Consider the following 25,125-nt stretch of genomic DNA (forward strand, 5'->3'; position numbering starts at 1 on the left):
ACAGCCGGTTGTGCCGGTTGTTCCTGGTTCCGCACCGCCTCGGTGAAATCCAATGGCGGCACCGCTTTTCGCCCGTCTTCCGGGCAGCGGCGTACGAGGAAGGACGCGATGATGCGTGCAGGAATGACCTTGAGACGGCTGGCCGCCGCCGGTGCCGCGCTCGCTCTCGGAGCGGGGGTGGCGGCGCTGTCGGCCCCGGCCGCGGACGCCGGACCCCAGCTGAGCCCGGCGTCGTGTGCCAACGCGCCCGCCGGCTACGCGAAATGCCAGGCCGTGCAACTGGTTTCGTCGGGAGCCCGCCCGGCCAGCGCGATGAGCCCGGCCGACCTGCAGAAGGCCTACGGCGTCGCCGGGATGAAGAGCGGCGGGACCACCGTCGCGATCGTCGACGCCTTCGACGACCCCGGCATCGAGAAGGACCTGAACGACTACCGCTCCCACTGGAACCTGGGCTCCTGCACCAAGGCGAACGGCTGCCTCACCGTGGTCGGCCAGGACGGCACGAGCACGCTTCCGACCAAGACCGACTCGGGCTGGGCGACCGAGATGGCCATCGACGTCGACGCGGTCAGCGCGCTCTGCCCGGACTGCAAGATCCTGCTGGTGGAAGGCAACAGCAACGAGGACAGCGACCTCGCGGCGGCCGTCGACAGCGCGGTCCGGCTCGGTGCGAAGATCGTGTCGAACAGCTACGCCGACCACGAGAGCGCGATCCCCTCGGACGCCGAGCAGCACTACAACCACCCGGGCGTCGCGATCCTCGGCGCCACCGGCGACTGGGGCAGCGAAAGCGGTTCCCAGGCGGAATACCCGGCCACGTCGCCCGAGGTCGTCGCGGTCGGCGGCACCACGCTGACCGCGTCCGGCAGCGGCTACTCCGAAACCGCCTGGAGCAAGGCGGGCAGCGGCTGTTCGAGCAAGTTCAGCAAGCCCGCGTTCCAGAACGGGATCAGCACCGCGTGCGACAATCGGGCCACTTCGGACATTTCGGCGGACGCGGACCCCAACAGCGGCATCACGATCTACGTCAACGGCCAGCAGTCGCAGTACGGCGGCACCAGCCTCGCCACCCCGATCGTCGCAGGCATCTGGGCGCTCGCGGGCGCACCGAAGGACGGCGACAACGCCGCGACCTACCCGTACGCGCACACCGGCGACTTCAACGACGTCACCTCGGGCAGCAACGGCAGCTGCGGCACGGTGATCTGCGACGCCGGCACCGGCTGGGACGGCCCGACCGGCCTCGGCACCCCGCACGGCGTCACCGGCCTGACCCCCGGCGGCGGCACCAACGGCAAGCTGAGCGTCAGCAACCCGGGCAACCAGAACAGCGTGGTGGGCAAGGCGGTTTCGCTGAAGGTCACGGCGTCGGGCGGCACCTCGCCCTACACCTACTCGGCCGACGGCCTCCCCGCCGGGCTGGCCATCGACGGCAAGACCGGCTCCATCACCGGCACGCCGAGCGCCGCGGGCACCAGCAACGTCACCGTGACTGCCACCGACTCCGCCGGGGCGACCGCGCAGGCTCCGTTCACCTGGACCGTCACGACGGCTCCGGTGGGCAAGCTGACCGCGAAGTTCACCACCGACTACGACTACGGGTTCGGCGCCTTCGCGCACTTCACGATCACCAACGGCGGTTCGTCGGCGTCGAACGGCTGGACACTGTCGTTCGACCTGGCTTCGAACGAATCGCTGTCGAACACGAACCCGGGCACCGCGTCCAGCTCGACCGGGCACGTCGTGATCACCGGACAGGACAGCATCCCGGCGGGCGGCAGCCTCACCGTCTCGCAGATCTACCAGGTGTCGGGCGGCTCGTTCACCGCTCCGGCCAACGTTTCCGTTTCCTGACCCGGCAGCCGCCGTGCCGTCGCCTCGGGCGCGGCACGGCGGTTTCCGTCAGTCCAGGCAGAACTCGTTGCCCTCGACGTCCTGCATCGGGATGCAGGACTCGTTCACGCCGTCCGCCTCCAGCACCTGCACGATGGACGCGCCCAGCGCGACCAGCCGGTCGGCCTCGGCTTTCAGCGCCGCCAGCCGTTCCTCGCCCACCAGACCGGTGCCTGCGCGCACGTCGAGGTGCACCCGGTTCTTCACCACGCGGCCCTCGGGCACCCGCTGGAAGAACAGCCGCGGTCCGACGCCGTTCGGATCGACGCAGGCGAACGCCGAGCCCTGATGCTCGGCCGGCAGCGAACGGTCGAACTCCGCCCAGTCGGCGAACCCTTCCGGCGGTGGCGGCACGACGTAGCCCAGCACCTCGCACCAGAAGCGGGCGACGCGCTCGGGCTCCGCGCAATCGAAAGTGACCTGGACCTGCTTGACCGACCCCATGCGCTCACCTTACCGGCGGGCCGCGGCCAGCGCCGGATCCCGTCCGGCGGCGAGATCGTCCGGGGCGAAGACCGGGACCTGCAGGTCCGGGCTGATGCCGGTGCCGTCGTAGGTGCGGCCGTGCGGGTCGAGGTACTCCTCATTCGGCAACGCCACCTTCCAGCCCGGCTTAGGCAGCGTCCGCTCCAGCAGGTCCGAGAAGGTGCCCTGCGTGGACTGTCCGATCAGGACCGGTCGAGGATGCCGGTTCAGCAGCGCTTGCAGGAAGGTCTCCCCCGCCGAGACGTCCAGGCTGCCGGTCAGGACCGTGAGCGGGCCGGTGTAACGCGGTGCCGCGGCTGGCTGCACGAAGAACGGTTGCGGGACAGTGAATCGCGTCGGGTCGTCCGGGTCGTTGCGGGCACGTTTCGCGTAGGCGAAGTGCGGGACGTCGGTCAACCGGGCGGCGACTTGCAAGCCGAGCGGGTCGTCCCCGCCGCCGTTGACGCGCAGGTCGAGGATCAGGCCGCGCAGCGTGTGCACCCGGTCGGCGGTGAAGATCTCGTCCAGCGCTTTCGCCAGGACCTTGCTGCTGGCGGCGAAAGTGTCGGCGTAATCGTGGAATCCGCTGATCCGCAGGTATCCCCGACCCTCGGGAAGATCTGCATAGGCGATGGCTCCGTCGGCCCAATGCTGAATCGGCGCGCCGAGATTCGCGTCGGCTACGGCGATCGCGCGCGGGACGGTCGTTTTCAGATCGGGAGTGCCGGGTCGCGGAAAAGAGCAGTGCTGGCCTGCGGCGAGCAGACCGACATGGGCGTCGTGCAGCGGACGGATCAGTCCACAAAGGACGTCGAAGAGGCGCTCCGGATGCGCGGCGATCTCGCGGCGGGCAGCGTCCCCCTCGGACTTCCAGTCGACGCCTTTCGCCCGGAAGAAGGGATAATTCTCGGCGAAGGTGTGCCAGAAGACGTCGAACAGGTCCGCGGACGGAGCCTGGCACGCGGGCGGCAATCCACCCGGGACGCGACGCAACGACCGCGCGCCGAGGTTGTCGTCGAAACTCATCCGGCCCGCCCGGATGGTGACGACCGAGCCTTCGTTCGTGGAAAACGTTGTGCCGTCGCCAGTTCCGGAAAGCGTGCCGGGCAGGCAACTGACCTCAGTGACGTCGTAAGTGGTCAGCTTGCCGCCGGACACGTGGACCAGCTGCCCGTACCCGTCGGTCCGCCAGAGACCGTCCACAGTGGATGGAGGGGCCGCGGCCACCGAGAGAATCGCCAAGCCCGCCAGGAAGATTCGCACGAGCCGAGGGTAGAAAAAAGCCGGGGGCGCACGGAATACCGCGCGCCCCCGGCACTGTGGTGGGGTTGCCCCTACCACGGGAGAACTCAGCCGAAGAAGACTTCGGCTTCCTGGTACCGCTCCAGCGGAACGGTCTTCAGCTCGGCCGTCGCCTCGGACAGCTTCACGCGCACGATCTCGGTGCCCTTGAGCGCCACCATCACGCCGAAGTCGCCGTCGGCGACGGCGTCCACCGCGTGCAGGCCGAAGCGCGTCGCGAGGACCCGGTCATAAGCGGTCGGGGTGCCGCCGCGCTGGACGTGGCCGAGCACGACCGCGCGCGATTCCTTGCCGGTGCGCTCGGAGATCTCGTCGGCCAGCCAGTTGCCGATGCCGCCGAGCCGGACGTGCCCGAAGGCGTCCTTCTCGCCGGTCAGCAGCTTCTCCTCGCCGCCCTCGGGCAGCGCGCCCTCGGCCACGACGATGATCGGCGCGTACTCCTTCTCGAAGCGCTGCTCGACCCACTGCACGACCTGGTCGACGGAGAACTGCCGCTCCGGCACCAGGATCACGCTCGCGCCGCCGGCGAGGCCGGAGTGCAGCGCGATCCAGCCCGCGTGCCGTCCCATGACCTCGATGACGAGCGCCCGGTGGTGCGATTCGGCCGTGGTGTGCAGCCGGTCGATCGCCTCGGTGGCGATGGAGACCGCGGTGTCGAAGCCGAACGTGTAGTCGGTGGCCCCGAGGTCGTTGTCGATCGTCTTGGGCACGCCGACGACGCCGATGCCGTCGTCGGTCAGCCGCTTGGCGACGCCGAGGGTGTCCTCGCCGCCGATCGCGATCAGCGCGTCGACCTCCTGGTCGGCGAGCACCTTGCGGATCTGGTCGACGCCGCCGTCGACCTTGTACGGGTTCGTCCGCGACGACCGCAGGATGGTGCCCCCGCGGGTGAGGATGTCCTCGACGTCGGCGAGGCCGAGCGGCCGGCTGTCGCCGGTCAGCGGGCCCTGCCAGCCGTTGCGGAAGCCGACGAACTCCCAGCCGTGCACTTCGACGCCCTTGCGGACCACCGCGCGGATCACCGCGTTCAGGCCGGGGCAGTCGCCGCCCCCCGTCAGCACACCGACACGCATCTGTTGCCTCCGTCTTTCCTCGCAGGGAGAGTGCAGTCACAGTCCGCGGACAGCGTAGCGGCTTTCATCTGGATCGGTGCAGGGCGGACCACCTGCCCAATCCGGTCCGGGCCGGGGCGGCTCGGAGGTGTGTTACGGTGGCGGCGTGCAGCGCTATTTCTGGTTTACGAAGCCGGCCCCGGGTGGGCACGGCGGCGTGAACCTGCGCTGACCTCCACCCCGAGCCGGATCTCGAACCGGCTCGGCGAATCCCCCGCGGGTCGGTGTCCACCAGGAAGGAACCACCCGCTCATGAGCACCCGCCTCGTCGCCGCCCCCGCCGACGCGAGCACGCTGGACAACCGCCGCACGACGTCGGTCAGTCCCCTCATCTCGCCCGCGCTGCTGCGCGAAGACCATCCCGTGGACGCCGCGGTCGCGAAAGTCGTGGAAAACGGCCGCACGGAAACCGTCGACATCCTCGACGGCCGCGACGACCGTCTCGCCGTGATCGTCGGCCCGTGCTCGGTCCACGACCCCGAAGCCGCCCTCGACTACGCCCGCCGCCTGGCCGCCAAGGCGGAGGCTCTGCGCGAAGACCTGCACATCGTGATGCGGGTGTACTTCGAAAAGCCGCGCACGACGCTGGGCTGGAAGGGCCTGATCAACGACCCGGATCTGGACGGGACCTTCGCCGTCAACAAGGGCCTGCGCCTGGCCAGGAAACTCCTGCTGGACGTCTCCGGGCTGGGCCTCCCGGTCGGCTGCGAATTCCTCGACCCGATCACCCCGCAGTTCATCGCCGACATCGTCACCTGGGGCTCGATCGGCGCCCGCACCGCGGCCAGCCAGGTCCACCGGCAACTGTGCAGCGCCCTGTCCATGCCGGTCGGCATCAAGAACTCGACGGAAGGCGACATCCAGGTAGCCGTGGACGCGACCCGCGCCGCCGCCGCCTCGCACGTCTTCCCCGGCATCAACGTGGACGGCCTGGCCGCCCTGGTGACGACCTCCGGAAACCCGGACTGCCACGTCATCCTGCGCGGCAGCTCCGCGGGCCCGAACCACGACCCGGCCTCAGTCGAGGAAACCCTGGCCCGCCTGGCGAAATCCGGCCTCCCGGAACGCCTGGTGATCGACGCGAGCCACGGCAACAGCAACAAGGACCACGTCCGCCAGGCAGAAGTAGTCCGCGACCTGGCCGCCCGAATCTCCTCGGGCGAACGCGGCATCGCAGGCCTGATGCTGGAAAGCAACCTGGCCGCCGGCCGCCAAGACCTGGTGCTGGGCCACTCGGCGGACCTGACCTACGGCCAGTCGATCACCGACGCCTGCATGGACTGGGACACGACAGCAGACCTGCTGGACACCCTGGCCACCGCAGTCCGCACCCGCCGCGGCTGACAGCCCCGCTCCCGCTCCGCTGGCCGTGAGGGGAACCCTCACGAACCCTGATTCCCCCAGGGTTCCCCTCACGACCACCGAAGTACGTGAGGGCCCCCTTCACGTACCTAGATTCCCTCAAGGAGCCCTTCACGGACCTCAACGCACCCAATGCGGCATTGGGTGCGTCACATGCACCCAATGCGGCATTCGGTGCATCTAACGCACCCAATGCCACATTGGGGATTTTTCATCCTGTTGGTGCTGGTCAGGCGGGGTTGACGGTGGCGGGAGTGGTTGTGCGGCAACGGGCCTGCCGGTTGCCTGCCCGTGGCCGGAACGTGGCGGAGCCCCCGGATGTTGATCAAGTCGTGACTCAAGAAAGAACGTCCGGGGGCTCCGGTCCCACTGTCTCACAGCAGGTTCTGGCCTCGTATCGCAGCGTGTTGCCGGTGTCGCCGCCCACGATCGCGATGCTGGCCGGGTTGATCGGCCGCCGCCGCCGGGCGATCGGGTCGCGGTGGCGCAAGGCGTCCCCGGCCGAGCAGGCGGTGCTGGTGCTGGCGATGCTGCGCCACGACCAGCGGCTGCTGGACCTGTCCCGCGCCAACGCGGTGTCGGCCGCCACGATCCGCCGCTGGCTGCTGGAAGCCATCGACCTGCTCGCGGCCCGGGCGCCGCGGCTGGACCGGGTGCTGCGGCGGCTGGCCGCCCGCGGCGCGGCGGTGGTGCTGGCCGACGGGACCCTGATCCGCACCCGCCGCCGCACCGGCACAGACAATCGCCGCAATTACAGCGGCAAGCACAAACACCACGGCCTCAACGTCCAAGGCCTCACCGACGAACACGGACGGCTGCTGTGGGTCTCGGCCGTGCTGCCGGGCAGGACCGCCGACATCACCGCCGCCCGCCGCCACCGGCTGCGCGACCGCATCCACGCCCGCGGCCTGACCCCCGCCGCGGACAAGGGCTACCAGGGCTGGCGCAAAGACGTCCGCGACACCCGCCGCTGCGACCAGTGCGACGGGCCGTGCGAACAGGTCGTGCTCACCCCCTACAAAGCCGAAACGAACCGGCCGCTCACCCACGCCCAGAAAACCGCCAACTCCGTGTTCAACGCCATGCGCTGCGCGGTCGAGGGCGGCTTCGCCGCCCTCAAAACCTGGCGCGTCCTCGACAAACTCCGCATCGCACCACGCCACGCCACCACCCTCGTCCGCGCCCTGCTCGTCCTCACCCAGCACGAACAACACACCCGCGACACCGCCCAGCCCACCCCGGCCTGACAACTACCACACCCCGCCAACCCACCATGACCAGCACAAACCAGGATGAAAAATCCCCATTGGGGCGCTAGCCCCAACCCCACCCAACCCGCAGCCGATACACCCAACAATCAGCGCACCCAACCCTCAACAGCAGCCGATGCACCCAACCATCGAGGCACCCAGCCCCTCCCCCAACCCCGATACGAAGCTCCCCTGCGGTTCGGGGGTGCTTGTCAAGGCATCTTTCCCGCCTTGACAAGCACCCCCGAACCGTCAGCACAATCAACCTTCGGGGTGCCCCACGCAACCACTCCGTGCGCAATGTCGCCGCCAGGCGACGAGCCGAGACACGACCTTCACCGCCGACGAAACGCCTCCTCAATAACCCCCCACCGCTGCAAATTATGCCGAGCATCAGCCAACGCATCGTGCTGATCCCCAGGCGCAGCAGGCAACTTAGGCTTCCCCGCATCCTCCCACCGCTGCCTCAAATCCCGGGTGAACCGGGGCAACTGCCGAGGCAACGCAGGCATCGGCCCCCACAACTGCGCCAACGCCACATGGTCGTAAGCCGCGAACCAAGCCCACAGCTCGATCCCCCCAGGCGGCTTCCCGAAGAACTCCAGCAGATCCGCCCGGATCCGCTCCCGGCTCCGCCAAGCCGGATCCGCCGGCGACGGCAGCTTGGGCAGCACATTCTCCCGCACCCAAGCCCCGGCCCTCCCGGGGTCGAAATCAGTGGACACGGCATAGAACTCGCGTCCGCGCTCGTCAACGACACCGATCGACACCAGGTCAATCGTCACGCCGTCCTCAATAAACTCGGTGTCGTAGAAAAAACGCACCGGGGAACTCTAGTGGGGCGCTACCCGGCCTTCGTCTCCGGCACCCGATCGGCGTCCAGCGCCCTCGGCTGGGCCGGCACCGCGGGCTTCACCCCGGCCGCCTCGGCGGCGAGCAGTTCCTTGGCCTTGGCCGCGTAAATGTCCACGTACTCCTGGCCGGAGAGCTCCATCAGCGCGTACATGATCTCGTCGGTGATGGACCGTTCGATGAACCGGTCGCCGGCCAAGCCCTCGTAGCGGGAGAAGTCGAGCGGCTTGCCGAAGCGCACCTCGAGCCGCCGCGGCCACCACATCTTGGAACCGATCGGGTTGACCTTGTCGGTGCCGACCATCGCCACCGGGACCACCACGCCGCGCGATTCGAGCGCGATCCGGGCGACGCCGGTCTTGCCCTTGTACAGCCGTCCGTCCGGGGAGCGGGTGCCCTCGGGGTAGATGCCGAGCAGGTGCCCGTCCTTGACCAGCCGGATCGCGGTGTCGAGCGCGGCCTGCGCGGCGTTGCCGCCGGAGCGGTCGATGGGGAACTGGCCGACGCCGGTGAAGAACCACTTCTTGAGCAGGCCCTTGAACCCGGGTTCGGTGAAGTACTCCGACTTCGCCGGGAAGGTGACCTTGCGCTTGACCCGCAGCGGCATGAAGAACGAATCCGCGACCGCGAGGTGGTTGCCGGCGAGGATGGCGCCACCCGTCTCGGGGATGTTTTCGGCGCCGACGACTTTCGTGGGCCACAGCGTCTTCAGCAGCGGCCCGATGAACACCCACTTCATCAGCCAGTACAGCACCGGGTTCCAGTCCTTTCCTGCCCGCGCGGGCCCCGGCAGGTCAGCGTACGGAACAAGCACCGGCCCGCACAACGCGAGAGCGGGCGGTCACCCGGGGGCAGCGACCGATCTCACAGCGGAACCGGACGGATCCTCGCTTCCGCGACTAGGCCACACAACCCGGCTTCGGCGTGAGAGCATGGAGAGACTCCACCGCTTCGATTCGGAAGGGCGTTCGTGATGGGCGTGCTCGCCGGCGCGGAACCGTTCTCCCACCCGGGATCCTCCGGGGCCGGCTTCCTGCTCTGCCACGGATTCACCGCGACGCCCGACGGCATGCGCGCCTGGGGCGGGCACCTGGCCGGAGAGGGCTTCGCGGTGCGCTGCCCGCTGCTGCCCGGCCACGGCACGCACTGGCGCGACCTCAACCGCACGACCTGGCAGGACTGGTACGCCACCGTCCGCGAGGCGCTCCTGGCCCTGCGCGCGGAATGCGACCAGGTGTTCGTCGGCGGGATGTCGATGGGCGGGACGCTCAGTCTCCGCCTCGCCGAGGAGTTCGGCGCGGACATCTCCGGCCTCGTGCTGGTCAACCCGTCGGTCACGCGGCTGAGCCTGGACGCCAAGGTGCTGCCGCTGCTGTCGCGGGTGGTCCCGTCGATCCGCGCGATCGGCAACGACATCGCGAAGCCCGGCGAGGTCGAACTGGCCTACCCGCGCACCCCGGTGCGGGCCGCGGCGAGCCTCGCCCGGCTGTGGAAGATCGTGCGCGCCGACCTGCCGAAGGTGACGCAGCCGGTGCTGCTGCTGCACTCGCGGGTCGACCACGTCGTCGAACCCGAGAACTCGCAGATCGTTCTGGACGGCATCTCGAGCACGGACGTGACCGAGGTGGTGCTGGAGAACAGTTTCCACGTCGCGACGCAGGACCACGACGCGGAACTGATCTTCAGCCGCAGTGTCGACTTCGCCCGGCAGCTGCGGGCGGGACAGGTGGGTGCCGGATGAACCGGGGGAAAGGCGCGGACGGGCCCGAGGACGTCGACGCCACGTTCGCCGAGATCGTGGCCGACCTCCGGGCCGAGGGCGTGGGCGTGTTCCTTGACGAGGACCCGTTCTCCGGCGCCGGTCCCAAGGCCGCCGAGCCCGAGGCGTCCTCCGGAGCCGAACCCGAAGCGGGCAAGACCAAGCCGAAGCCCGCCGCGGACCCGCCCGCCGCTCCCCCGGTGTCGTCCTCGGAAGGCTGGCGCACCGGCGGCACCGACTGGGACACCACGATGTTCTCCGGCGACCCGGCCGAGGACGACGAGCACTACGTGCCCCCGGAGCCGCCGCCGCTGCCGCGCTGGCGCAAGGGCGCGTTCATCGTGCTGCTGTTCTTCGTCGTCGGGCTCCTGCTGCTGATCGTGCCGAGCCTGATCGGGGTCGGCCCGGCGCTCGCCACCCCGCTCGGCATCCTCTCGCTCGCCACCGGCATCGCGCTGCTCCTGCTGCGCGTGCGCCAGGGCCCGCCGCCCGGCGCGGACCCCAGCAACGGCGCCCAGGTCTGACCGGACGGGCATGCGGATCGACTTCCGGGCGTCCCGGCGTTCCACCGTCGGCGCGGAATGGGAACTCGCGCTGGTGGACCGGCGCAGCGGCGAACTGCGGTCGGTCGCGGAGGAACTGCTCGCCGCGGTCCGCCCGGACGGCGCGCCCGAGCATCCCCGGATCAAACAGGAACTGCTGCTCAACACCATCGAGGTGGTCAGCGGCGTCTGCCGCACGGTCGGCGAGGTGAAACACGACCTCGCCGAGGCGCTGGACGAGGTGCACCGCGTCGCCGACCCGCTGGGCGTCGAGCTGTTCTCCGCGGGCTCGCACCCGTTTTCCTCGTGGTACCGGCAGAAGGTCACCGACAAGGAGCGCTACGCCAAGCTGATCGACCGCACCCAGTGGTGGGGCAGGCAGATGCTGATCTACGGCGTGCACGTCCACGTCGGGCTCGACCACCGGGACAAGGTGCTGCCGGTGCTCGACGGACTGCTGCGGTACGCGCCCCATCTGCAGGCGCTGTCCGCGTCGTCGCCGTACTGGTCCGGCGAGGACACCGGGTACGCCTCGAACCGGGCGCTGATGTTCCAGCAGCTGCCGACCGCCGGGCTGCCGTTCCAGTTCCGCGAATGGGCGGAGCTAGAAGGCTACGTCGAGGACATGTTCACCACCGGCGTGATCGATCATTTTTCCGAGATCCGCTGGGACATCCGCCCGGCCCCGCATTTCGGCACCATCGAGATGCGCGTGTGCGACGGCCTGCCGACGCTGCAGGAGGTCGGCGCGATCTCGGCGCTCACCCAGTGCTTGGTGGACGATTTCAGCGACCGGCTCGACAAGGGCGAGGCGCTGCCGGTGCTGCCGCCGTGGCACGTGCAGGAGAACAAGTGGCGAGCCGCCCGCTACGGCCTCGACGCGATCGTCATCCTCGACGCCGCCGGACGCGAACGGCTCGTCACCGAAGACCTCGCCGAACTGCTGGACCGGCTGGAACCGGTCGCCAAGCGGCTGGACTGCGTCCGCGAGCTGCGCGATGTCGAGAACATCCTCCAGGTCGGCGCGAGTTATCAGCGGCAGCGGGCGGTCGCCAAGCAGTACAACGGATCCTTGAAGGCCGTGGTCGCCGCGCTGGTCACCGAGATGCGCGAGGGCGTCCCGCACGTTTAGCTGTGGCCCGGGAGGCAGCGATGTCGCATACGTTCAGCACGCTTGTCGAGCTCAACGGCAAGACCGCCACCGGATTCCGGGTCCCGGCCGACGTTGTCGAGGCGCTCGGCCAGGGACGGCGGCCGAAAGTGCGGGTGACGATCGGCCCGCACACCTACCGCAGCACCGTCGCGGTCTATTCCGGCGACTTCATGCTGCCGCTCAGCGCGGCGAACCGGGAGGCGGCCGGGGTCGCCGCCGGGGAGACGGTCGAGGTCACGCTCGAAGCCGACCTCGCCGAGCGGACCGTCGAACTGCCGGACGAGCTGGCTTCGGCGCTGGCGGCGAGGCCCGGTGCGCGGGCGGCATTCGACAAGCTTTCCTTTACCGCCCAACGGGAACGGACTGAAGCGGTCACCTCGGCCAAGCGCGCCGAAACCCGGGAACGGCGGATCGCGAAGATCGTCGCCGAGCTCGCCGGGGACGGGCTCCCCTAGCTGATCGTGACGCCGGGTTTGCCGAACCCGCCGAGCACGGTGTCGACGACGCGGGTGGCCAGCGCGTCCGGGTCGGCCGAGTCCTGGTCCTGCGCGGCTTCGTGGATGAGCGCGCAGTAGACGCGGCGCGCCCAGACCAGGTCGACGCCGGGCCGCAACGCGCCGCTCTCCTCCAGCCGCCGGAAGAAGACGTCGCATTGGGCGAGCACGTCCGGGGTCAGGACGCCTTCTTCGGCCGGGTGCGCGTTCATCGCGAAGCCCCACCGGAGCTTGACGCTCAGCACCTTCGCGGTGACCTGGTAAAGCGCGACCAACGGCGGCGTGACGTCGGGCCGGACGCTGGCGAGCGCGTTGTGGAACTGCTGCGTCGCCCACAGGGTCATCGCGTCGACCAGCGCCTCCCGGCTGGCGAACCGGCGGTGCACCGTGGTCCGCGAGACGCCCGCGGCCTCGGCGATCTGCTCCATGGTCGCCGCCGGGTTGTCGCTGAGCACCCGTTCGGCCGCCTCGAGGATCGCCTGGGCCGTCCGTTCCGAGTCCGCGCGCAGGGCCCGTTTCTCCATGCTGTCCAGTTTACGCCATGGTTGCCACTCGGTTCATAGTTGCGACACTGATGTTGCAACTGCTAGCTTAGCTGCATCGCCTTTGACACGACTTTTGGGGGTTTCGCGATGGACCTGCAGCTGACCGGCAAGACCGCGGTAGTCACCGGAGCGAGCCGGGGAATCGGCCTGGCCACGGTTTCCGCGCTGCTCGGCGAAGGAATGCGCGTGGTGGCCGCGGCCCGGACGATCACGCCGGAACTCAAGGAAACCGGCGCGGTGCCGATCTCGGTGGACCTCTCCACACCCGACGGTCCCGGACGGTTGATCGACCAAGCCGTCGCGGAACTCGGCGGCTTGGACGTCCTGGTGAACAACGTCGGCGGCGGCGACAGCGCCAGCGGACAGGCCGGCGGTTTCCTGTCGATCGCGGACCAGCAGTGGACGGACCTGCTGGAACTGAATTTCCTCGCCGCGGTCCGGGCTTCCCGAGCCGCATTGCCCCACCTGATCGAACGCCGGGGCACGATCGTCACGGTGTCCTCGAACGGCGCGCGGATTCCGCATTCGGGCCCGATCGCTTACACCACCGCGAAAGCCGCGCTGACCGCTTTCGGGAAGGCATTGGCGGAGGAGTTCGGCCCCCAGGGCGTGCGAGTCAACACGGTCTCGCCCGGGCCGGTGCGCACCGCGCTGTGGGAAGGCCCGGACAGTTACGGTGCCGAGCTGGCTTCGTCGATGGGGTTGGCGCAGGAGGATCTGCTAGCCGCGCTGCCCGCCGGTGCCGGAATGCTGACCGGACGCCTGATCGAACCGGACGAGGTGGCTACGTTGATCGCGTACCTGGCGTCGCCGCTGGCTGCGAGCATCACCGGGACGGACCACCTGGTGGACGCGGGCTCGGTGAAGACCGTGTGACGGCTAGCGCTGGCGGGGCGGATGGCTGACTTGGCTGCTTGCGATTTGTCGCCGCCACCACGACACGAGCCGGAAGGTAGCCGCTCTCGGCTAGCTGCTCGATGCCTCGCGAGGGCGCTTTGCCGAGCGATTCACGATCGGCTGCCACGGGCGTGATCATGCGGAGCGCTGCCGGGCTATGGCCGGGGCCGGGCGGCGTTCGCTCGATCATGCCGCTCCCGCACCAGGATTCCCGACCCGGCCACGCGACTCGCGACCAACCACCACCACGGAGGTGATCCGCCGAAGCCCCATCGGACAGCAGTCGCATCCGCCCGACGTCCGCTCAGCTCGCGCGGCAAGATCGCCGACTCGGGCGCGCAGCTCGCGAGCAGCCGCCACCACAGGCGTGATCCCCCGCAACGCTGCTGAGCGGCGGCCGAGACCACGCGACGTTCGCTCACAGCGCCGCTCCCGCAGCAGGATTTCCCGACCCAGCCACGCGACTCGCGCCTAACCACCACCACGGAGGTGATCCCCGAAGCCACACCAAACAACAGCCGCGGCCAAGCGAGCCCCGCTCAGCCGCCCAGTTCCCGCAGCAGCGTCCCCGGTCCGAGCACCAACGCGCCGAGATCGCCGACCCGGCCGCGCAGTTCGCGGTCGGCCGTCACCACCACGACGTGGTCGTCCGGGCGTTGGCGGGCGGCGGCGGTCACCTCGACGATCTTCGAATCGCCGTCCGTCTCCGCGGCGACGACCTCGACTCCGGGGATCGGCTCGACTCCCCTGGCCTTGCCCTCCACCACCAGCACCACCCGGGGCCACCAGGACCACGCCGGGCCCGCGCCGATTCCGGTTACGGCGTCGCGCAGACCTTGTTCGGCCGGACCGGTCAGCTGGTCGCGCAGTCGTTCCGCGGCGCCGTGGCGGTCGCGCCACCAGCCGTCGGGGCGGGAGCCCATCACGTTCGCCGCGTCGACGACCAGGACCAGTTCGCGGCCTAACTGCTCGCGCAGCACGGGCCAGGCGGCGGCGAAATCTCGGTGGAGGTCCAGGGCAGCCACCTCGTCCGGCGGGACCCAGCGCATCTCGGCGCTTTCCTCGTTCGCGACCTGGGCTTGCAGCGCACTGTCGGCCAGGCCGAGGACCGTCGTGTACTGCCATTCGCCGTGGTCCAGCACCGAGGCAGACATCGCGCGGAACGCGGACGCGGGGATGGCGGCCTCTTCCCACGCCTCGCGGGCAGCGGCCTCGTGCACGGTCTCGCCGACTTCGAGCGCGCCGCCGGGCAGGGCCCACGTGCCGCCGTTGTGCACCCACGACGCGCGCTGCTGCAACAGCACCCCGCGGCTGGGATCGCACAACAACAAGCCGGCCGCGCCGAACGCGCCCCAGTGCTGCCTGCCGCAGGAGCACCGCACGAAGCGGTTGGCGGTCATCGGCGTCACCCGGCCCAGCCTTCCACAGAACGTCGTGCGTGTTAATCCCGGCGAGAACCGCACGAGACACCTCGCCCTGCGGAACCTCGTGCGCGCCTAGGCCGGTTCTAACCGGCGTACGCACTCACAACGTGTCCATCGCCAACGCCGCCGCCCCGACGATCGCCGTGTCGTCGCCCAGGTGCGCGGTCCGGATCCGGGCCAGCGGACGGTGCCGTGCGCCCGTGATCGCTCCGGAGTAATGCTCCCGGGCCTCGTCCAGGAACAGCGGCGCGGACTCCGACACTCCCCCGCCGATCACGATGATCTCCGGGTCGAAGACGTCCGCCACCAGGGCCAGTCCCTCGCCCAGCCATTTCGCGAGTTCCGCCATGGCGCGCAAGGCGATCGGGTCGCCGTCGCGGGCCGCGCGGGCTACTCGGCGGCCGGTGACCGAACCGGGGTCGCCGGCGATTTCCCGGGACAGCACAGTGGACCGGCCGGGGTACCGGGCGAGCAGTTCGACGGCGGTCGCGGCCAGCGCGGTGCCGCTGCAGTAGCGCTCCCAGCAGCCGTACTTGCCGCACGGGCAGGCGCGGCCGTTGCGCACCACCGTGAGGTGGCCGAGTTCCGGCGCGACCCCGTGGGCGCCCCGGTAAATCTCGCCGTCCAGCAGCAAACCCGCGCCGATTCCGGTGCCCAGCGCGACCAACGCGGCCACCCCCGCACCGCGGGCGGCGCCGAAGCGGTGTTCGGCGACGACCGCCGAATTGACGTCGTGCTCCAGCGTCACCGAGAGGCCGACGCGCTTCGCGATCCGGTCCGCCACCGGGGCGTTGCGCCAGGCGAGATGCGGCGCGAACATCACCGAGCGCCGGTCGCGGGTCACGAAACCGGCCACGGCCAGGCCGACCGCGGCGACGTCGTGCCGGTTGCGCAGGTCTTCGACGACCCCGGCGATGGCGTCTTCGAGCGCGTTCTCCTCGCTCGGCGTCCCGACGCGCGCCGTGTCGAGCAGCGAGCCGCGCTCGTCCACGACGCCGGCGCGCACGCTGGTTCCGCCGACGTCCACCCCTACGGTCAGCAATCAGTTCTCCCGCTCCGGCTGCCAGTCCGCGCGCTTGCGGACGGCGATGTGCTGGACCCGCGACGCCGCCTCCGAAGAGGACGCCGCGGTCGCGGGCGGATGCGCGACAGGCCGGAACCCGGGCATGTGCACGCCCTCCTCCGGCTCCCACCGGTCCGCGAGCACCGCCCGCAGCAGCGCGACGAGCTGGGCGGCCTGTTCGAGGACCCTCGCCACGAACTCCGGCCGCTCGCCGCGCACGACGGCGACGATCGCACACAGCGGGCACCACCCGCATCCCGAAGTGCTGTCCTCCACACCGGACCCGCCCGGCGCGCCCGGTTCCTCCGGCGAACCGTGCCCGGCGGCCATGACGCCTTCCAGCCAGGGCGCGGCCCGTTCGATCACCATCTCGACCAGCAGCCGGATCTCCTCGGCCAGCTTCAGGCCGTCCGAAAAAGACCCCGCCGCCTGGTCGTCGCCGTGTTCTTCGCTCATCCGGCTCCCCGGTTCCCGGCCAGGCTGACCACCAGGCCGTCGGCGTCGGATTCCGCGCCGGTGATCCGGCACGGGCGCAGCGTCTCGGGCAGGGCGACCAGGCGGCGGAACCCGTCCACGGTGATCGCCAGGTCGTCGTCGACGCGGGCGAGGTCGACCGCCGAATCGCGGTCCAGCGGGAGCGCGACCCGCAGCCGGAAACCGTCCCCGTCGGCGGCCACCGACAGCAGCGGCGTGACCGGTTTCCCGTTGCCGGACAACGGATCCCGGGTGCCGTACAGTTCGCGGGCCAGTTCGGCGAGCGCCTCGGCGCCCACCGGTTCGCTCGCCCGGTGCTCGACGCGGGCCAGCTCGCCGGGGCCGAATCCGGCCTCGGCCAGTTCCGCCAGCACCGCGTCCTGCTGGTCCCGCCGGGTGCGCAGCCATTTCGCCGCCGATCCGCGCCAGAATCCGGGCGCGGGCATGAGCCGGTTGGCGATCAGGCCGTCGACCGCGATGCCGCGCAGCGCCAGCGACGTCAGCGTGCGCCGCGCCTCGGCGACCACCACTCGTTCCGGCGTCAGAACCAGCCGCACGGTGGTCACGCGCGGGTCGGTGAGCAGTTCGCGCAGCGCGTCGAGATGCGCGCCGAGCCGACGCACCGAAGCCGCGACGCGCCGGTTGCCGAACACCCGGCCCAAGTAGCCCGACACGGCTTCCGGCAGCGAAAGCAAGCGCAGCGTTTCAGCGGTCGGACCGCAGTCGACCACCACGGTGTCCCACGGCCCCTGCGACGCCAGCCGCCGCACCTCGCTCAGCGCGAGCAGTTCGTCGACGCCGGGCAGCACGGTCAGCTCTTCCGCGTCCAGCACGTCCAGACCGGCTCCGGCCAGCACTTTCCGCAGTTCGCCGCGCAGTTCGTGCCAGGTGCGGTCGGCCAACGCGCGCGAGTCGACCTGCGCCGCCCAGAGACCGGCCGGCGTGCCGTCGCGGCGGAGGTCCACTTCGGAGGGTTCGGCGCCGAGCGGCGTGCCGAACGCGTCGCCGAGCGAATGCGCCGGGTCGGTGGACACGACCAGCGTCTTCCTGCCGCGGCCGGCGAGCGCGGCAGCGGTAGCCGCGGCGAGCGTCGTTTTCCCGACACCCCCCTTGCCGGTGAACAGCAGGATGCGCATCTAGCCCTCAGCCCTGCGCTTGAGCTCCTTGAGCGCGGTGTCCATGACCATCTTCTCCGCCTTGCGCCGCAGCAGCCCGATCATCGGCAGCGCCAGCTCGACCGACAGCGTGTAGGTGACGCGGGTGCGCCCGCCGCCGAGCGGCTCGAGCGCGTACCGGCCGTTCTGCGCCTTCTGCATCTGGCCCTTGACCAGGTGCCAGCTGACGCCGAGACCGGAATCGTCCCAGTCGTATTCGAGCGTGTACACGTCCTTGATCGGCCCGGCGTCGAGGGTGAGCTTCACCTGTTTCGCCCGGCCCGCGTCGTCGGTCGCGAGCACCTCGGTCTCGCGGACCGCCTTGGCCCACTCCGGGTACGCGGGGAAATCGGAGATCACCGACATGACCCGCGCGGGCTCGGCGTCGACCTCGATGGACTGCGTGGACTGCTCGGCCATGGGACGAAGCGTAGCCGGACCGCACCGTCACCAGCGCAGCACGTAGGGCTGCCCGGTCTCCTTGAAGTGACCCACGTTACGGCACTCGGTGTGCCCGACCCGGCGCCGCACGGCCAGCGGCTGGTGCACGTGCCCGAACACCGACCAGCGCGGACGCTGCCGCCGGATCAGGTCCAGCAGCGCCTTCGAACCGAGTTCGGCGCGGCGCGCGACCACGTCGTAGGTCAGTTCGGGCACCGCGGGAGGGATGTGCGTGCACAGCACGTCGACCTCGTCCAGCAGCGAAACCGCCGCGTCGAACTCCTCGCGCGCCCGCAGGTACGGTCGCCACGCCGCGCCCTTGCGCGGACGCGGGAGCACGCCGTCCGGCAGCACCGCGCCGCCCGCGAAGCCGAACCGCAGCCCGCCGATGCTGACGACCTCGCCGTCGACCAGGTGGACGCCCTCGCCGGCGAACTCCGGCCACGCCGAAGGCGCGTCGACGTTGCCGGGGATCGCGTACGTCGGCGCGGTCATCGACGCGAACAACGTGGAGTACTGCTCGCGGACCGCTTCGTCGACCGCGGCGGCCGGGTCGTCCAGGGTGGCCCACAGCGTGCGCGAATAGGCGACCGTCTCGTCCCTGGTGCCTTCGCGGCGCAGGCGGGCGAACTCGCCGACCTTCTCCGCGCCGAACAGCACGCCCATGATGCCTTTGTCGTGGTCGTGGTAGTCGACGAAGTCGAGCAGGTCGCCCAGCACGACCAGCGCGTCCGCCCCGTCCCCCGCCCGTTTCAGCGCGTCGGCGTTGCCGTGCACGTCCGAAACGACGTGAACCCGCACAAGAGCCTCCTACTCGACGGGCCGGGGCGGAATCCCCGGCTCGCGCCCGTCCTCGAGGATCTCCTTCAACCCCAGCGCCACGTCCTTCGCCGCGCGCGCCCGCCGGTCGAATTCGCGGCGCAGTTCGCGCGGGCTCAGCTCGCGCGGGACGCCGCCGGGACCGGCAGGCGTGGCCCGCAGGAAGTAGTGCAGCACCGTGCCGTCGAGAACAGGTTCCAGCCAGACCTCCATGGTACCGATCAAGGCGCCCGTGACGGTCCAGCGCAGGCCCTTGTCCCCCCGGTCGGTGTAGACCTGCAACTCCAGGTCGGGCCAGTAGCGCCGCCACGAACGCGGGTCGGCGAAGGCGGCCGCGACGGTCGACGGGGGCACGACGAGGAAGGTCTCGTCGACAAGATCGAGAGCTGGCGGTTCGTGCACCCGGACACGATGTCACGACCTCGCCGCGCGCCCCGTGCCAGCATGGTCTTAAGGTCTACGGCACGCTAAGTTGACTGGCGGGTAACCGCACGCGTCGAACACGGAGGTCCACGTGCGCGAATACAGCGCCCCCGCCGGGAAACCGGTGACCGACGACGAGAACCTGGCCGATGTCGTCTGGGCGAACGCGGAGCGGTTCTCCGACGTGGTCAGCTTCCGGAGGCAGGTCGAGGGCACCTGGCTGGACGTCACCGCGAAGGACTTCGCCGACCAGGTCGCGGCCGTGGCCAAGGGCCTGATCGCGGCGGGCGTCGGGCACGGCGACCGCGTCGCGCTGATGTCCAAGACCCGCTACGAGTGGACTCTGGTCGACTTCGCGATCTGGGCCGCGGGCGCGGTCACGGTCCCGATCTACGAGACCTCGTCGCCCGAACAGGTGTACTGGATCCTTTCCGACTCGGCGGCCAAGGCCGTCGTCGTGGAGACCGGCGCGCACCGCAAGGCGGTCGACGAGATCAGCGGGCGGCTCAGCGCGCTCGAGAACATCTGGCAGATCGAGGGCGACTCCCCCGCGGTCGACGAGCTGACCGCGCTGGGCGCCGAGGTCTCCGACGAGGACCTGCACACCCGCCGCCGCGGCGTGACCGCGAACGAGACGGCCACCATCGTCTACACCTCGGGCACCACCGGGCGGCCCAAGGGCGTCGAGCTGACCCACCGGAACCTGCTCGCCGAGATCCGCGCGGACATCGAGGCCTTCCCGGAGCTGATGGAGCAGGGCAACTCGCTGCTGTGCTTCCTGCCTCTCGCGCACATCCTCGCCCGCGCGATCGCCATCACCGCGCTCACCGCCCGGGTCACCCTCGGCCACACGCCGGACGTGAAGAACCTGGTCCCGGACCTCGGCACGTTCCGGCCGACGTTCGTGGTCGCCGTGCCGCGCGTGTTCGAGAAGGTCTACAACACCGCCAAGCAGAAGGCGCACGCCGACGGCAAGGGCAAGATCTTCGACGCCGCCGAGGCCACCGCGGTCGCGTACAGCGAGGCGCAGGAAAAGGGCGGCGCCGGACTGGGTCTGCGCGCGAAGCACCTGGTGTTCGACAAGCTGGTGTACGGCAAGCTCCGCGCCGCTTTGGGCGGCCGCTGCATCGCCGCGGTGTCCGGCGGGGCCCCGCTGGGCGCGCGGCTGGCGCACTTCTTCCGCGGCATCGGCGTGCCGGTGTTCGAGGGCTACGGCCTCACCGAAACGTCGGCCGCGGCGAACGTGAACACCAGCGCGGCGTTCCGCGTCGGCACCGTCGGGCGTCCGGTCGCGGGCACCTCGGTGCGCATCGCGGAGGACGGCGAGGTCCTGCTCAAGGGCGACGTCGTGTTCGGCCGGTACTACAACAACCCGGAGGCGAGCGCGGAAGCCCTCACCGACGGCTGGTTCCACACCGGCGACCTCGGCGAACTCGACGCGGAAGGCTTCCTCAAGATCACCGGCCGCAAGAAGGAGATCATCGTGACGGCGGGCGGCAAGAACGTCGCCCCGTCCGGTCTCGAGGACACCATCAAGGCCTCGCCGCTGGTGAGCCAGGTGATGGTGGTCGGCGACCAGCGGCCGTTCATCGCCGCGCTGGTGACGATCGACGAGGAGTACTTCCCGGCCTGGAAGTCCCAGCACGGCAAGCCGGAAGCGGCGACGGTGTCGGAACTGGCCGAGGACGCGGACCTGCGCGCGGAGATCCAGGCGGCGGTCGACGAGGCGAACAAGCAGGTGTCGCACGCGGAGTCGATCAAGAAGTTCACCGTGCTGGCGAACGACTTCACCGAAGCCGGCGGCGAGATCACACCGAGCCTGAAGCTGAAGCGGAACGTGGTGAACAAGAACTACGCCTCCGACATCGAGGCGCTGTACCGGAAGTGACCCGGTCCCGCGAAAACGGGCCCGCGCCGATCGCCGGCGCGGGCCCGTTTTCCGTCTGTCGCCCAGACTGCGGGAGTCAGGCCTGCGGCGGCTGAGCCTGGTACTGCTGCTGCGGCGCCTGCGCGTACTGCTGCTGCGGGGCGGCCTGCTGCTGTTGCTGCGGCGGCTGTTGCTGCTGAGTGCCGTCCGGGACCACGTACACCGCGGTGCCGTAGGCGGCGATCTCACTGGCCGTGCCGGCGATCTCGTTGCAGTCGAAGCGCAGCGCGAGCACGGCGTTGGCCCCGTGCTGCATGGCCTCCTGGCACAGCCGGAAAAGAGCTTCGTGGCGCGAGTCGGACAGCAGCTTGGTGAGGCCCTTGAGCTCGCCGCCTCCCATCGCCTTGAACCCGGAACCGATGTTGGAGAACATGTTGCGGCTGCGGACGGTGAGCCCGAAGACCTCGCCGAACACGCGGACGACGCGGTACCCGGGCAGATCGTTCATGGTCGACAGCAGGATCGGGAACTGCTGCGGTGGCGCGGCTTGAGTCATGCGCGGATCGTATCGTCGGCGGGCCGCTCACGCTGTGATTCGCGCGGTCCAGTCCAGATGATGCCGATATGCCCAGCCTCGTTCCTCGCCGACGTCCTGGCCCGCGCTGGCCGCCACGAGCTTCTCGACCCGGGCGCGGCGCAGCCGGTCGTAGGCCGCGAACGCCGCGGACGCGTCCGGCAGATCGCGCAGGCACTGGCCGAGCACCACCGCGTCTTCCAGCGCCATCGACGCGCCCTGTCCCGCTGCGGGGGACGCCGCGTGCGCGGCATCGCCGGCCAGCACCATCGACGGCGTCGACCAGACGCGGGTGGTCGGCAGGTCGTAGGAATGGCCGCCGTGCACGTCGTCGCCGGTCGCGGCCACGATCGCGGCGCACGGCAACGGGTCGTCCGCGAACGCGGCGTGGGTGAACTCACGCCAGCCTTCCGGGGTGACGGCGGCGATCTCGGCGCGCGAACGTTCGGAGTCGGGGACGCGGGCGAACCAGAACGTCGCGCCGTCCGGGTCGGTGGTGTAGCCGAACGCGGCGCGGCTGCCGCGGAACATCCGGTAGCTGCCCTGCGCGGCAGGAAGTCCTTCAGCGCGGGTGTAGCCGTAGACCACGGTGAGGCCGGTGAAGCGCGGCGGCTCGGCCTGCGGGTCGATGAGCGTGCGGACGACGGAATGCAGCCCGTCCGCGCCGACGAGCACATCGCCGGACGCGGTGGTGCCGTCCTGGAAAGTCGCGGTGACGCCGTCGGTCGCGGAAACCAAGCGCTTGCCGTGGACGATTTCGACGCCGCGGCGTTCCGCTTCCTGTTGCAGCGCACGGTAAAGCGCGGCGCGGGTGAGGGTGCGCGGGCCGTCGAGTTCGCGGTCGAACTCGTGCGCGCCGAGAGTGGTTCCGTCCGGGCCGACGAGTTCCATGCCGGTCGAGGGGAAGGACGCCTCGATCACCGGGGTGTCGGCGTCGATCGCGCGCAACGCGTTCATGCCGTTGTGCATGACGACGAGGAACGCGCCCGCGTCCGCTCCCCCGCTGGGATGCGCCTCGTACACGACCGGCTCGTGCCCGGCGCGTTGCAGCGCCATCGCCGTGACCGTGCCCGCGACTCCGCCGCCTGCGATCAAAACCCGCATCGTGCCCCCTGGAAACGACCGTGCCGCCGCCACCGTAGCGGGTGGCGGCGGCACGGAACCAGCGAAGCTCAGGCGCGCTGCGCGACCGCGAGCCGCTGGGGCGAGGTTTTGCCGTCGGTGAGGGTCTCCCTGAGGGAATCAGATTCCCTCAGGGAGACCCGCACAGACCAGCAGAAACGGTCACTCGGGTAGGAAACCGGTCATTTCGCCGCCTGTTTGCGTCCTTTGTGGACGGTCACCATGCCGGGACCGCCCGGGCCAAGTCCCTGGCAGGGGAATCAGATCCCCTCAGACCTGAAGACGCATTTCGCGCGCGGCTTGCGACCAGCGAAGATCAGGCGCGCTGCGCGACCGCGAGCCGCACGCAGACGGCGAGGGCGCGAACGGCCTCCTCCACCTCGGCCAGCTCGGGGAAGGTCGGCGCGATGCGGATGACCGCGTCGGCCGGGTCGTCGCCGTGCGGGTGGGTGGCCCCGGCCGGGGTCAGCGCGACGCCCGCCTCCTTGGCCAGCCGCACGACCTCCTTCGCGGTGCCCTCGGGCACGGTCAGCGAGACGAAGTACCCGCCGGTCGGCTTGGTCCAGGTCGCCAGGTCGCTCAGCTCCTCGGTGAGGATGCGCTCGACGGCGGCGAACTTGGGCGCGATCAGCTCGGCGTGCTTGCGCATGAGCGCGCGGACGCCGTCGGCGTCCTTGAGGAACAGCGCGTGGCGCAGCTGGTTGACCTTGTCCGGGCCGATGGTGCGCTTGCTCAGCACGCTCTGCCACCAGGCGAGGTTCGCCTCGGACGCGCCGAAGAAGCCGACGCCCGCCCCGGCGAAGGTGATCTTCGAAGTGGAGCCGAACACGAACGCGCGGTCCGGGTTCCCGGCCTCGGCGCAGAGCGCGAGGATGTCGGCCAGCTCCGGCTCGTCCTCGGTGAGGTGGTGGACCGCGTAGGCGTTGTCCCAGACGATCCGGAAGTCCGGCGCGGCGGTGGGCATCGCGGCGAGCCGGCCCGCGACCTCGGCGCTGAAGGTGACGCCGGTCGGGTTGGAGTACTTCGGCACGCACCAGATGCCCTTGACCGCGGCGTCCTCGGCGACCAGCCGCTCGACGACGTCCATGTCCGGGCCGGTCTCGGTCATCGGCACCGGGACCAGTTCGATGCCGAACCGCTCGGCGAGCGCGAAGTGCCGGTCGTAGCCGGGCACCGGGCACAGCATCGCGATCCGGGGCTCGTCGGCCCAGCGGCGCGGCGCGCCCGGCAGGGTGCTGAGCATCGCCTGCGCGATCGTGTCGTGCATCAGCTCCAGGCTCGAGTTGCCCGCGGCGAACAGCTGCTCGACCGGCACCTGCAGCGCGCCGGCGAAGATGCGGCGCAGCTCCGGCAGCCCCTTGAGCCCGCCGTAGTTGCGGGTGTCGGTGCCGTCCTCGGCCTTGTACTGGCCGTTCGGCAGCGTCAGGAGATCCGCGGAGAGGTCGAGCTGCCGGGGCGACGGCTTGCCGCGGGTGATGTCCAGGGACAGTCCGCGCTCGACCAGCGCGGTGTAGTCGCGACGGGCAGTGTCGACATCGACAGGAGCTGTGGTCATACCACCACGCTAAACCGCGAGCGCAAGCCAGTTCGGGTGACCCCCGGCTCTCGTGGGCTAGCGTGGGGCCCGTGCGGTACCTGGTGCATGCCGAGCAGCGGCAGTTCTCCTTGCGGGACAAGGACGCCTGGCGTCCCGGCGACGGCGGGTGGACCGACGAGGCGGTGTCGGCGCACCGCGTCGCGGTAGAGCCGTCGTCGCTCTCCGTGGCGACCGCGCGCTCCGACTGGGTCGAGGTCGATGTGTCGGTGAGCACAGCGATACCGCCGGTGCTGCCGGACGCGTCCCACGTGGTGGAAGCCGATCTCGACGTCCCCGGCGGCGTGGCGACGCTCGCCGGCCCCGCCGACTACGCCCGCCAGGAACACCGGATCGCAGTCCCGCCCGGGCGGTACCGGGTCCGAGTGTCCTATGTGGAGAGCGGCCCGCCGGACGCGGAATGGCACGACCACGAGTTCGGCGAGCATTTCCGGTACGTGCTGGACCTGTGGCCGTCCGCCGGGGCCGCCCCGGTCGCGGTGCTGCGCGCGGGCCCCGGGGTCTGGGACGGCTGATATCCCGTTGGCGGCGAGGGGCCGCGGAC

Annotated in this window: 26 protein-coding genes; 10 read left to right on the forward strand and 16 right to left on the reverse strand. The window is 70.4% G+C overall.

What is annotated here, in order from left to right; all coding sequences use genetic code 11:
• The first annotated feature begins 108 nt into the window (after positions 1-108).
• Positions 109-1,854, forward strand: coding sequence for a putative Ig domain-containing protein (locus FKO37_RS37715; RefSeq protein WP_238607576.1), 1,746 nt, complete (start codon positions 109-111; stop codon positions 1,852-1,854).
• A 48-nt stretch (positions 1,855-1,902) separates the two neighbouring features.
• Here FKO37_RS37715 and FKO37_RS37720 read toward each other — a convergent pair whose 3' ends face one another.
• From FKO37_RS37720 to FKO37_RS37730, 3 genes are all read right to left on the reverse strand, one after another.
• Positions 1,903-2,337 (reverse strand): VOC family protein, encoded by a 435-nt coding sequence (locus tag FKO37_RS37720; protein ID WP_134668536.1) that lies wholly within the window; start codon positions 2,335-2,337, stop codon positions 1,903-1,905.
• 9 nt (positions 2,338-2,346) lie between these two features.
• Positions 2,347-3,621, reverse strand: coding sequence for a S41 family peptidase (locus FKO37_RS37725; RefSeq protein ID WP_238607577.1), 1,275 nt, complete (start codon positions 3,619-3,621; stop codon positions 2,347-2,349).
• Positions 3,622-3,707: 86 nt separating this feature from the next.
• Positions 3,708-4,733: a 6-phosphofructokinase gene (locus FKO37_RS37730; protein WP_134668539.1), complete on the reverse strand. Its 1,026-nt coding sequence runs from the start codon at positions 4,731-4,733 to the stop codon at positions 3,708-3,710.
• A 291-nt stretch (positions 4,734-5,024) separates the two neighbouring features.
• Here FKO37_RS37730 and FKO37_RS37735 point away from each other — a divergent pair, with 291 nt between their 5' ends.
• Positions 5,025-6,116 carry a 3-deoxy-7-phosphoheptulonate synthase gene (locus FKO37_RS37735; RefSeq protein WP_037809861.1) on the forward strand — a complete coding sequence of 364 codons (1,092 nt, stop codon included), beginning with the start codon at positions 5,025-5,027 and terminating at the stop codon, positions 6,114-6,116.
• Between the two features lie 431 nt (positions 6,117-6,547).
• A complete protein-coding gene (locus tag FKO37_RS37740; RefSeq protein WP_238603485.1) occupies positions 6,548-7,381 on the forward strand; it encodes a transposase family protein in 834 nt (277 codons plus the stop codon).
• 338 nt (positions 7,382-7,719) lie between these two features.
• On the opposite strand, the gene FKO37_RS37745 is transcribed toward FKO37_RS37740, so the two are convergent.
• Both FKO37_RS37745 and FKO37_RS37750 read right to left on the reverse strand, forming a co-directional pair.
• Entirely contained in the window at positions 7,720-8,208 is a 489-nt protein-coding gene (locus FKO37_RS37745; protein WP_067595152.1) for a polyadenylate-specific 3'-exoribonuclease AS, read from the reverse strand.
• A gap of 20 nt (positions 8,209-8,228) precedes the next feature.
• Complete coding sequence (locus tag FKO37_RS37750) at positions 8,229-8,990, reverse strand: 1-acyl-sn-glycerol-3-phosphate acyltransferase (RefSeq protein ID WP_037809856.1); 762 nt, start codon at positions 8,988-8,990, stop codon at positions 8,229-8,231.
• Positions 8,991-9,209: 219 nt separating this feature from the next.
• On the opposite strand from FKO37_RS37750, the gene FKO37_RS37755 reads away from it, so the two are divergent.
• From FKO37_RS37755 to FKO37_RS37770, 4 genes are read left to right on the forward strand one after another with little or no spacing between them, the layout of a single operon-like run.
• Positions 9,210-9,977, forward strand: coding sequence for a carboxylesterase (locus tag FKO37_RS37755; RefSeq protein WP_238607578.1), 768 nt, complete (start codon positions 9,210-9,212; stop codon positions 9,975-9,977).
• Complete coding sequence (locus FKO37_RS37760; RefSeq protein WP_037809852.1) at positions 9,974-10,519, forward strand: hypothetical protein; 546 nt, start codon at positions 9,974-9,976, stop codon at positions 10,517-10,519. Before FKO37_RS37755 ends, FKO37_RS37760 begins: the two co-directional genes overlap by 4 nt.
• Positions 10,520-10,529: 10 nt before the next feature.
• Positions 10,530-11,669: a glutamate--cysteine ligase gene (locus FKO37_RS37765; RefSeq protein WP_238607579.1), complete on the forward strand. Its 1,140-nt coding sequence runs from the start codon at positions 10,530-10,532 to the stop codon at positions 11,667-11,669.
• 20 nt (positions 11,670-11,689) lie between these two features.
• A complete protein-coding gene (locus FKO37_RS37770) occupies positions 11,690-12,145 on the forward strand; it encodes a YdeI/OmpD-associated family protein (protein WP_043829118.1) in 456 nt (151 codons plus the stop codon).
• Here the strand turns inward: FKO37_RS37770 and FKO37_RS37775 are convergent.
• The gene (locus FKO37_RS37775; RefSeq protein WP_043829116.1) at positions 12,142-12,708 is read right to left on the reverse strand and encodes a TetR/AcrR family transcriptional regulator; all 567 of its coding nucleotides are present in this window, start codon (positions 12,706-12,708) and stop codon (positions 12,142-12,144) included. The two genes, FKO37_RS37770 and FKO37_RS37775, sit on opposite strands and share 4 nt — an antisense overlap.
• Positions 12,709-12,816: 108 nt before the next feature.
• On the opposite strand from FKO37_RS37775, the gene FKO37_RS37780 reads away from it, so the two are divergent.
• Entirely contained in the window at positions 12,817-13,605 is a 789-nt protein-coding gene (locus tag FKO37_RS37780) for an oxidoreductase (protein ID WP_238607580.1), read from the forward strand.
• Positions 13,606-14,165: 560 nt separating this feature from the next.
• On the opposite strand, the gene FKO37_RS37785 is transcribed toward FKO37_RS37780, so the two are convergent.
• The 7 genes from FKO37_RS37785 to FKO37_RS37815 form a co-directional block, all read right to left on the reverse strand.
• The gene (locus FKO37_RS37785; protein WP_238607581.1) at positions 14,166-15,035 is read right to left on the reverse strand and encodes an NUDIX domain-containing protein; all 870 of its coding nucleotides are present in this window, start codon (positions 15,033-15,035) and stop codon (positions 14,166-14,168) included.
• Positions 15,036-15,150: 115 nt separating this feature from the next.
• Positions 15,151-16,077, reverse strand: coding sequence for an ROK family protein (locus tag FKO37_RS37790; protein ID WP_037810117.1), 927 nt, complete (start codon positions 16,075-16,077; stop codon positions 15,151-15,153).
• 15 nt (positions 16,078-16,092) lie between these two features.
• Positions 16,093-16,569 carry a hypothetical protein gene (locus FKO37_RS37795; RefSeq protein ID WP_238607582.1) on the reverse strand — a complete coding sequence of 159 codons (477 nt, stop codon included), beginning with the start codon at positions 16,567-16,569 and terminating at the stop codon, positions 16,093-16,095.
• The gene (locus FKO37_RS37800) at positions 16,566-17,723 is read right to left on the reverse strand and encodes an ArsA family ATPase (protein ID WP_037809842.1); all 1,158 of its coding nucleotides are present in this window, start codon (positions 17,721-17,723) and stop codon (positions 16,566-16,568) included. Before FKO37_RS37800 ends, FKO37_RS37795 begins: the two co-directional genes overlap by 4 nt.
• On the reverse strand, positions 17,724-18,161 hold the full coding sequence (locus tag FKO37_RS37805) for an SRPBCC family protein (protein ID WP_037809841.1): 438 nt from the start codon (positions 18,159-18,161) through the stop codon (positions 17,724-17,726).
• Between the two features lie 27 nt (positions 18,162-18,188).
• Entirely contained in the window at positions 18,189-18,983 is a 795-nt protein-coding gene (locus FKO37_RS37810) for a metallophosphoesterase (RefSeq protein WP_037809840.1), read from the reverse strand.
• Between the two features lie 9 nt (positions 18,984-18,992).
• Positions 18,993-19,403 (reverse strand): hypothetical protein, encoded by a 411-nt coding sequence (locus FKO37_RS37815; RefSeq protein ID WP_037809839.1) that lies wholly within the window; start codon positions 19,401-19,403, stop codon positions 18,993-18,995.
• Between the two features lie 112 nt (positions 19,404-19,515).
• On the opposite strand from FKO37_RS37815, the gene FKO37_RS37820 reads away from it, so the two are divergent.
• The gene (locus FKO37_RS37820) at positions 19,516-21,312 is read left to right on the forward strand and encodes a long-chain fatty acid--CoA ligase (protein WP_238607583.1); all 1,797 of its coding nucleotides are present in this window, start codon (positions 19,516-19,518) and stop codon (positions 21,310-21,312) included.
• 76 nt (positions 21,313-21,388) lie between these two features.
• On the opposite strand, the gene FKO37_RS37825 is transcribed toward FKO37_RS37820, so the two are convergent.
• The 3 genes from FKO37_RS37825 to FKO37_RS37835 form a co-directional block, all read right to left on the reverse strand.
• Complete coding sequence (locus FKO37_RS37825; protein ID WP_037809835.1) at positions 21,389-21,847, reverse strand: YbjQ family protein; 459 nt, start codon at positions 21,845-21,847, stop codon at positions 21,389-21,391.
• 27 nt (positions 21,848-21,874) lie between these two features.
• Positions 21,875-22,969, reverse strand: a complete 1,095-nt coding sequence (locus FKO37_RS37830) for an FAD-dependent monooxygenase (protein WP_238607584.1) — start codon at positions 22,967-22,969, stop codon at positions 21,875-21,877.
• 334 nt (positions 22,970-23,303) lie between these two features.
• Positions 23,304-24,542, reverse strand: coding sequence for an aminotransferase class I/II-fold pyridoxal phosphate-dependent enzyme (locus FKO37_RS37835; RefSeq protein ID WP_043829104.1), 1,239 nt, complete (start codon positions 24,540-24,542; stop codon positions 23,304-23,306).
• Between the two features lie 71 nt (positions 24,543-24,613).
• On the opposite strand from FKO37_RS37835, the gene FKO37_RS37840 reads away from it, so the two are divergent.
• Positions 24,614-25,096, forward strand: a complete 483-nt coding sequence (locus FKO37_RS37840; RefSeq protein ID WP_238607585.1) for a hypothetical protein — start codon at positions 24,614-24,616, stop codon at positions 25,094-25,096.
• Positions 25,097-25,125 lie beyond the last annotated feature (29 nt).

It is taken from the genome of Amycolatopsis sp. Poz14, from assembly GCF_006704225.1.
Lineage (GTDB): Bacteria > Actinomycetota > Actinomycetes > Mycobacteriales > Pseudonocardiaceae > Amycolatopsis > Amycolatopsis nivea.

Bases quoted from the DNA above. Each gene is read 5' to 3' on its own strand.
- FKO37_RS37715 (WP_238607576.1), top strand. From the start codon at position 109: ATGATGCGTGCAGGAATGACCTTGAGACGGCTGGCCGCCGCCGGTGCC.
- FKO37_RS37720 (WP_134668536.1), bottom strand. From the start codon at position 2,337: ATGGGGTCGGTCAAGCAGGTCCAGGTCACTTTCGATTGCGCGGAGCCC.
- FKO37_RS37730 (WP_134668539.1), bottom strand. From the start codon at position 4,733: ATGCGTGTCGGTGTGCTGACGGGGGGCGGCGACTGCCCCGGCCTGAAC.
- FKO37_RS37735 (WP_037809861.1), top strand. From the start codon at position 5,025: ATGAGCACCCGCCTCGTCGCCGCCCCCGCCGACGCGAGCACGCTGGAC.
- FKO37_RS37755 (WP_238607578.1), top strand. From the start codon at position 9,210: ATGGGCGTGCTCGCCGGCGCGGAACCGTTCTCCCACCCGGGATCCTCC.
- FKO37_RS37760 (WP_037809852.1), top strand. From the start codon at position 9,974: ATGAACCGGGGGAAAGGCGCGGACGGGCCCGAGGACGTCGACGCCACG.
- FKO37_RS37765 (WP_238607579.1), top strand. From the start codon at position 10,530: ATGCGGATCGACTTCCGGGCGTCCCGGCGTTCCACCGTCGGCGCGGAA.
- FKO37_RS37770 (WP_043829118.1), top strand. From the start codon at position 11,690: ATGTCGCATACGTTCAGCACGCTTGTCGAGCTCAACGGCAAGACCGCC.
- FKO37_RS37775 (WP_043829116.1), bottom strand. From the start codon at position 12,708: ATGGAGAAACGGGCCCTGCGCGCGGACTCGGAACGGACGGCCCAGGCG.
- FKO37_RS37780 (WP_238607580.1), top strand. From the start codon at position 12,817: ATGGACCTGCAGCTGACCGGCAAGACCGCGGTAGTCACCGGAGCGAGC.
- FKO37_RS37795 (WP_238607582.1), bottom strand. From the start codon at position 16,569: ATGAGCGAAGAACACGGCGACGACCAGGCGGCGGGGTCTTTTTCGGAC.
- FKO37_RS37800 (WP_037809842.1), bottom strand. From the start codon at position 17,723: ATGCGCATCCTGCTGTTCACCGGCAAGGGGGGTGTCGGGAAAACGACG.
- FKO37_RS37805 (WP_037809841.1), bottom strand. From the start codon at position 18,161: ATGGCCGAGCAGTCCACGCAGTCCATCGAGGTCGACGCCGAGCCCGCG.
- FKO37_RS37825 (WP_037809835.1), bottom strand. From the start codon at position 21,847: ATGACTCAAGCCGCGCCACCGCAGCAGTTCCCGATCCTGCTGTCGACC.
- FKO37_RS37830 (WP_238607584.1), bottom strand. From the start codon at position 22,969: ATGCGGGTTTTGATCGCAGGCGGCGGAGTCGCGGGCACGGTCACGGCG.
- FKO37_RS37835 (WP_043829104.1), bottom strand. From the start codon at position 24,542: ATGACCACAGCTCCTGTCGATGTCGACACTGCCCGTCGCGACTACACC.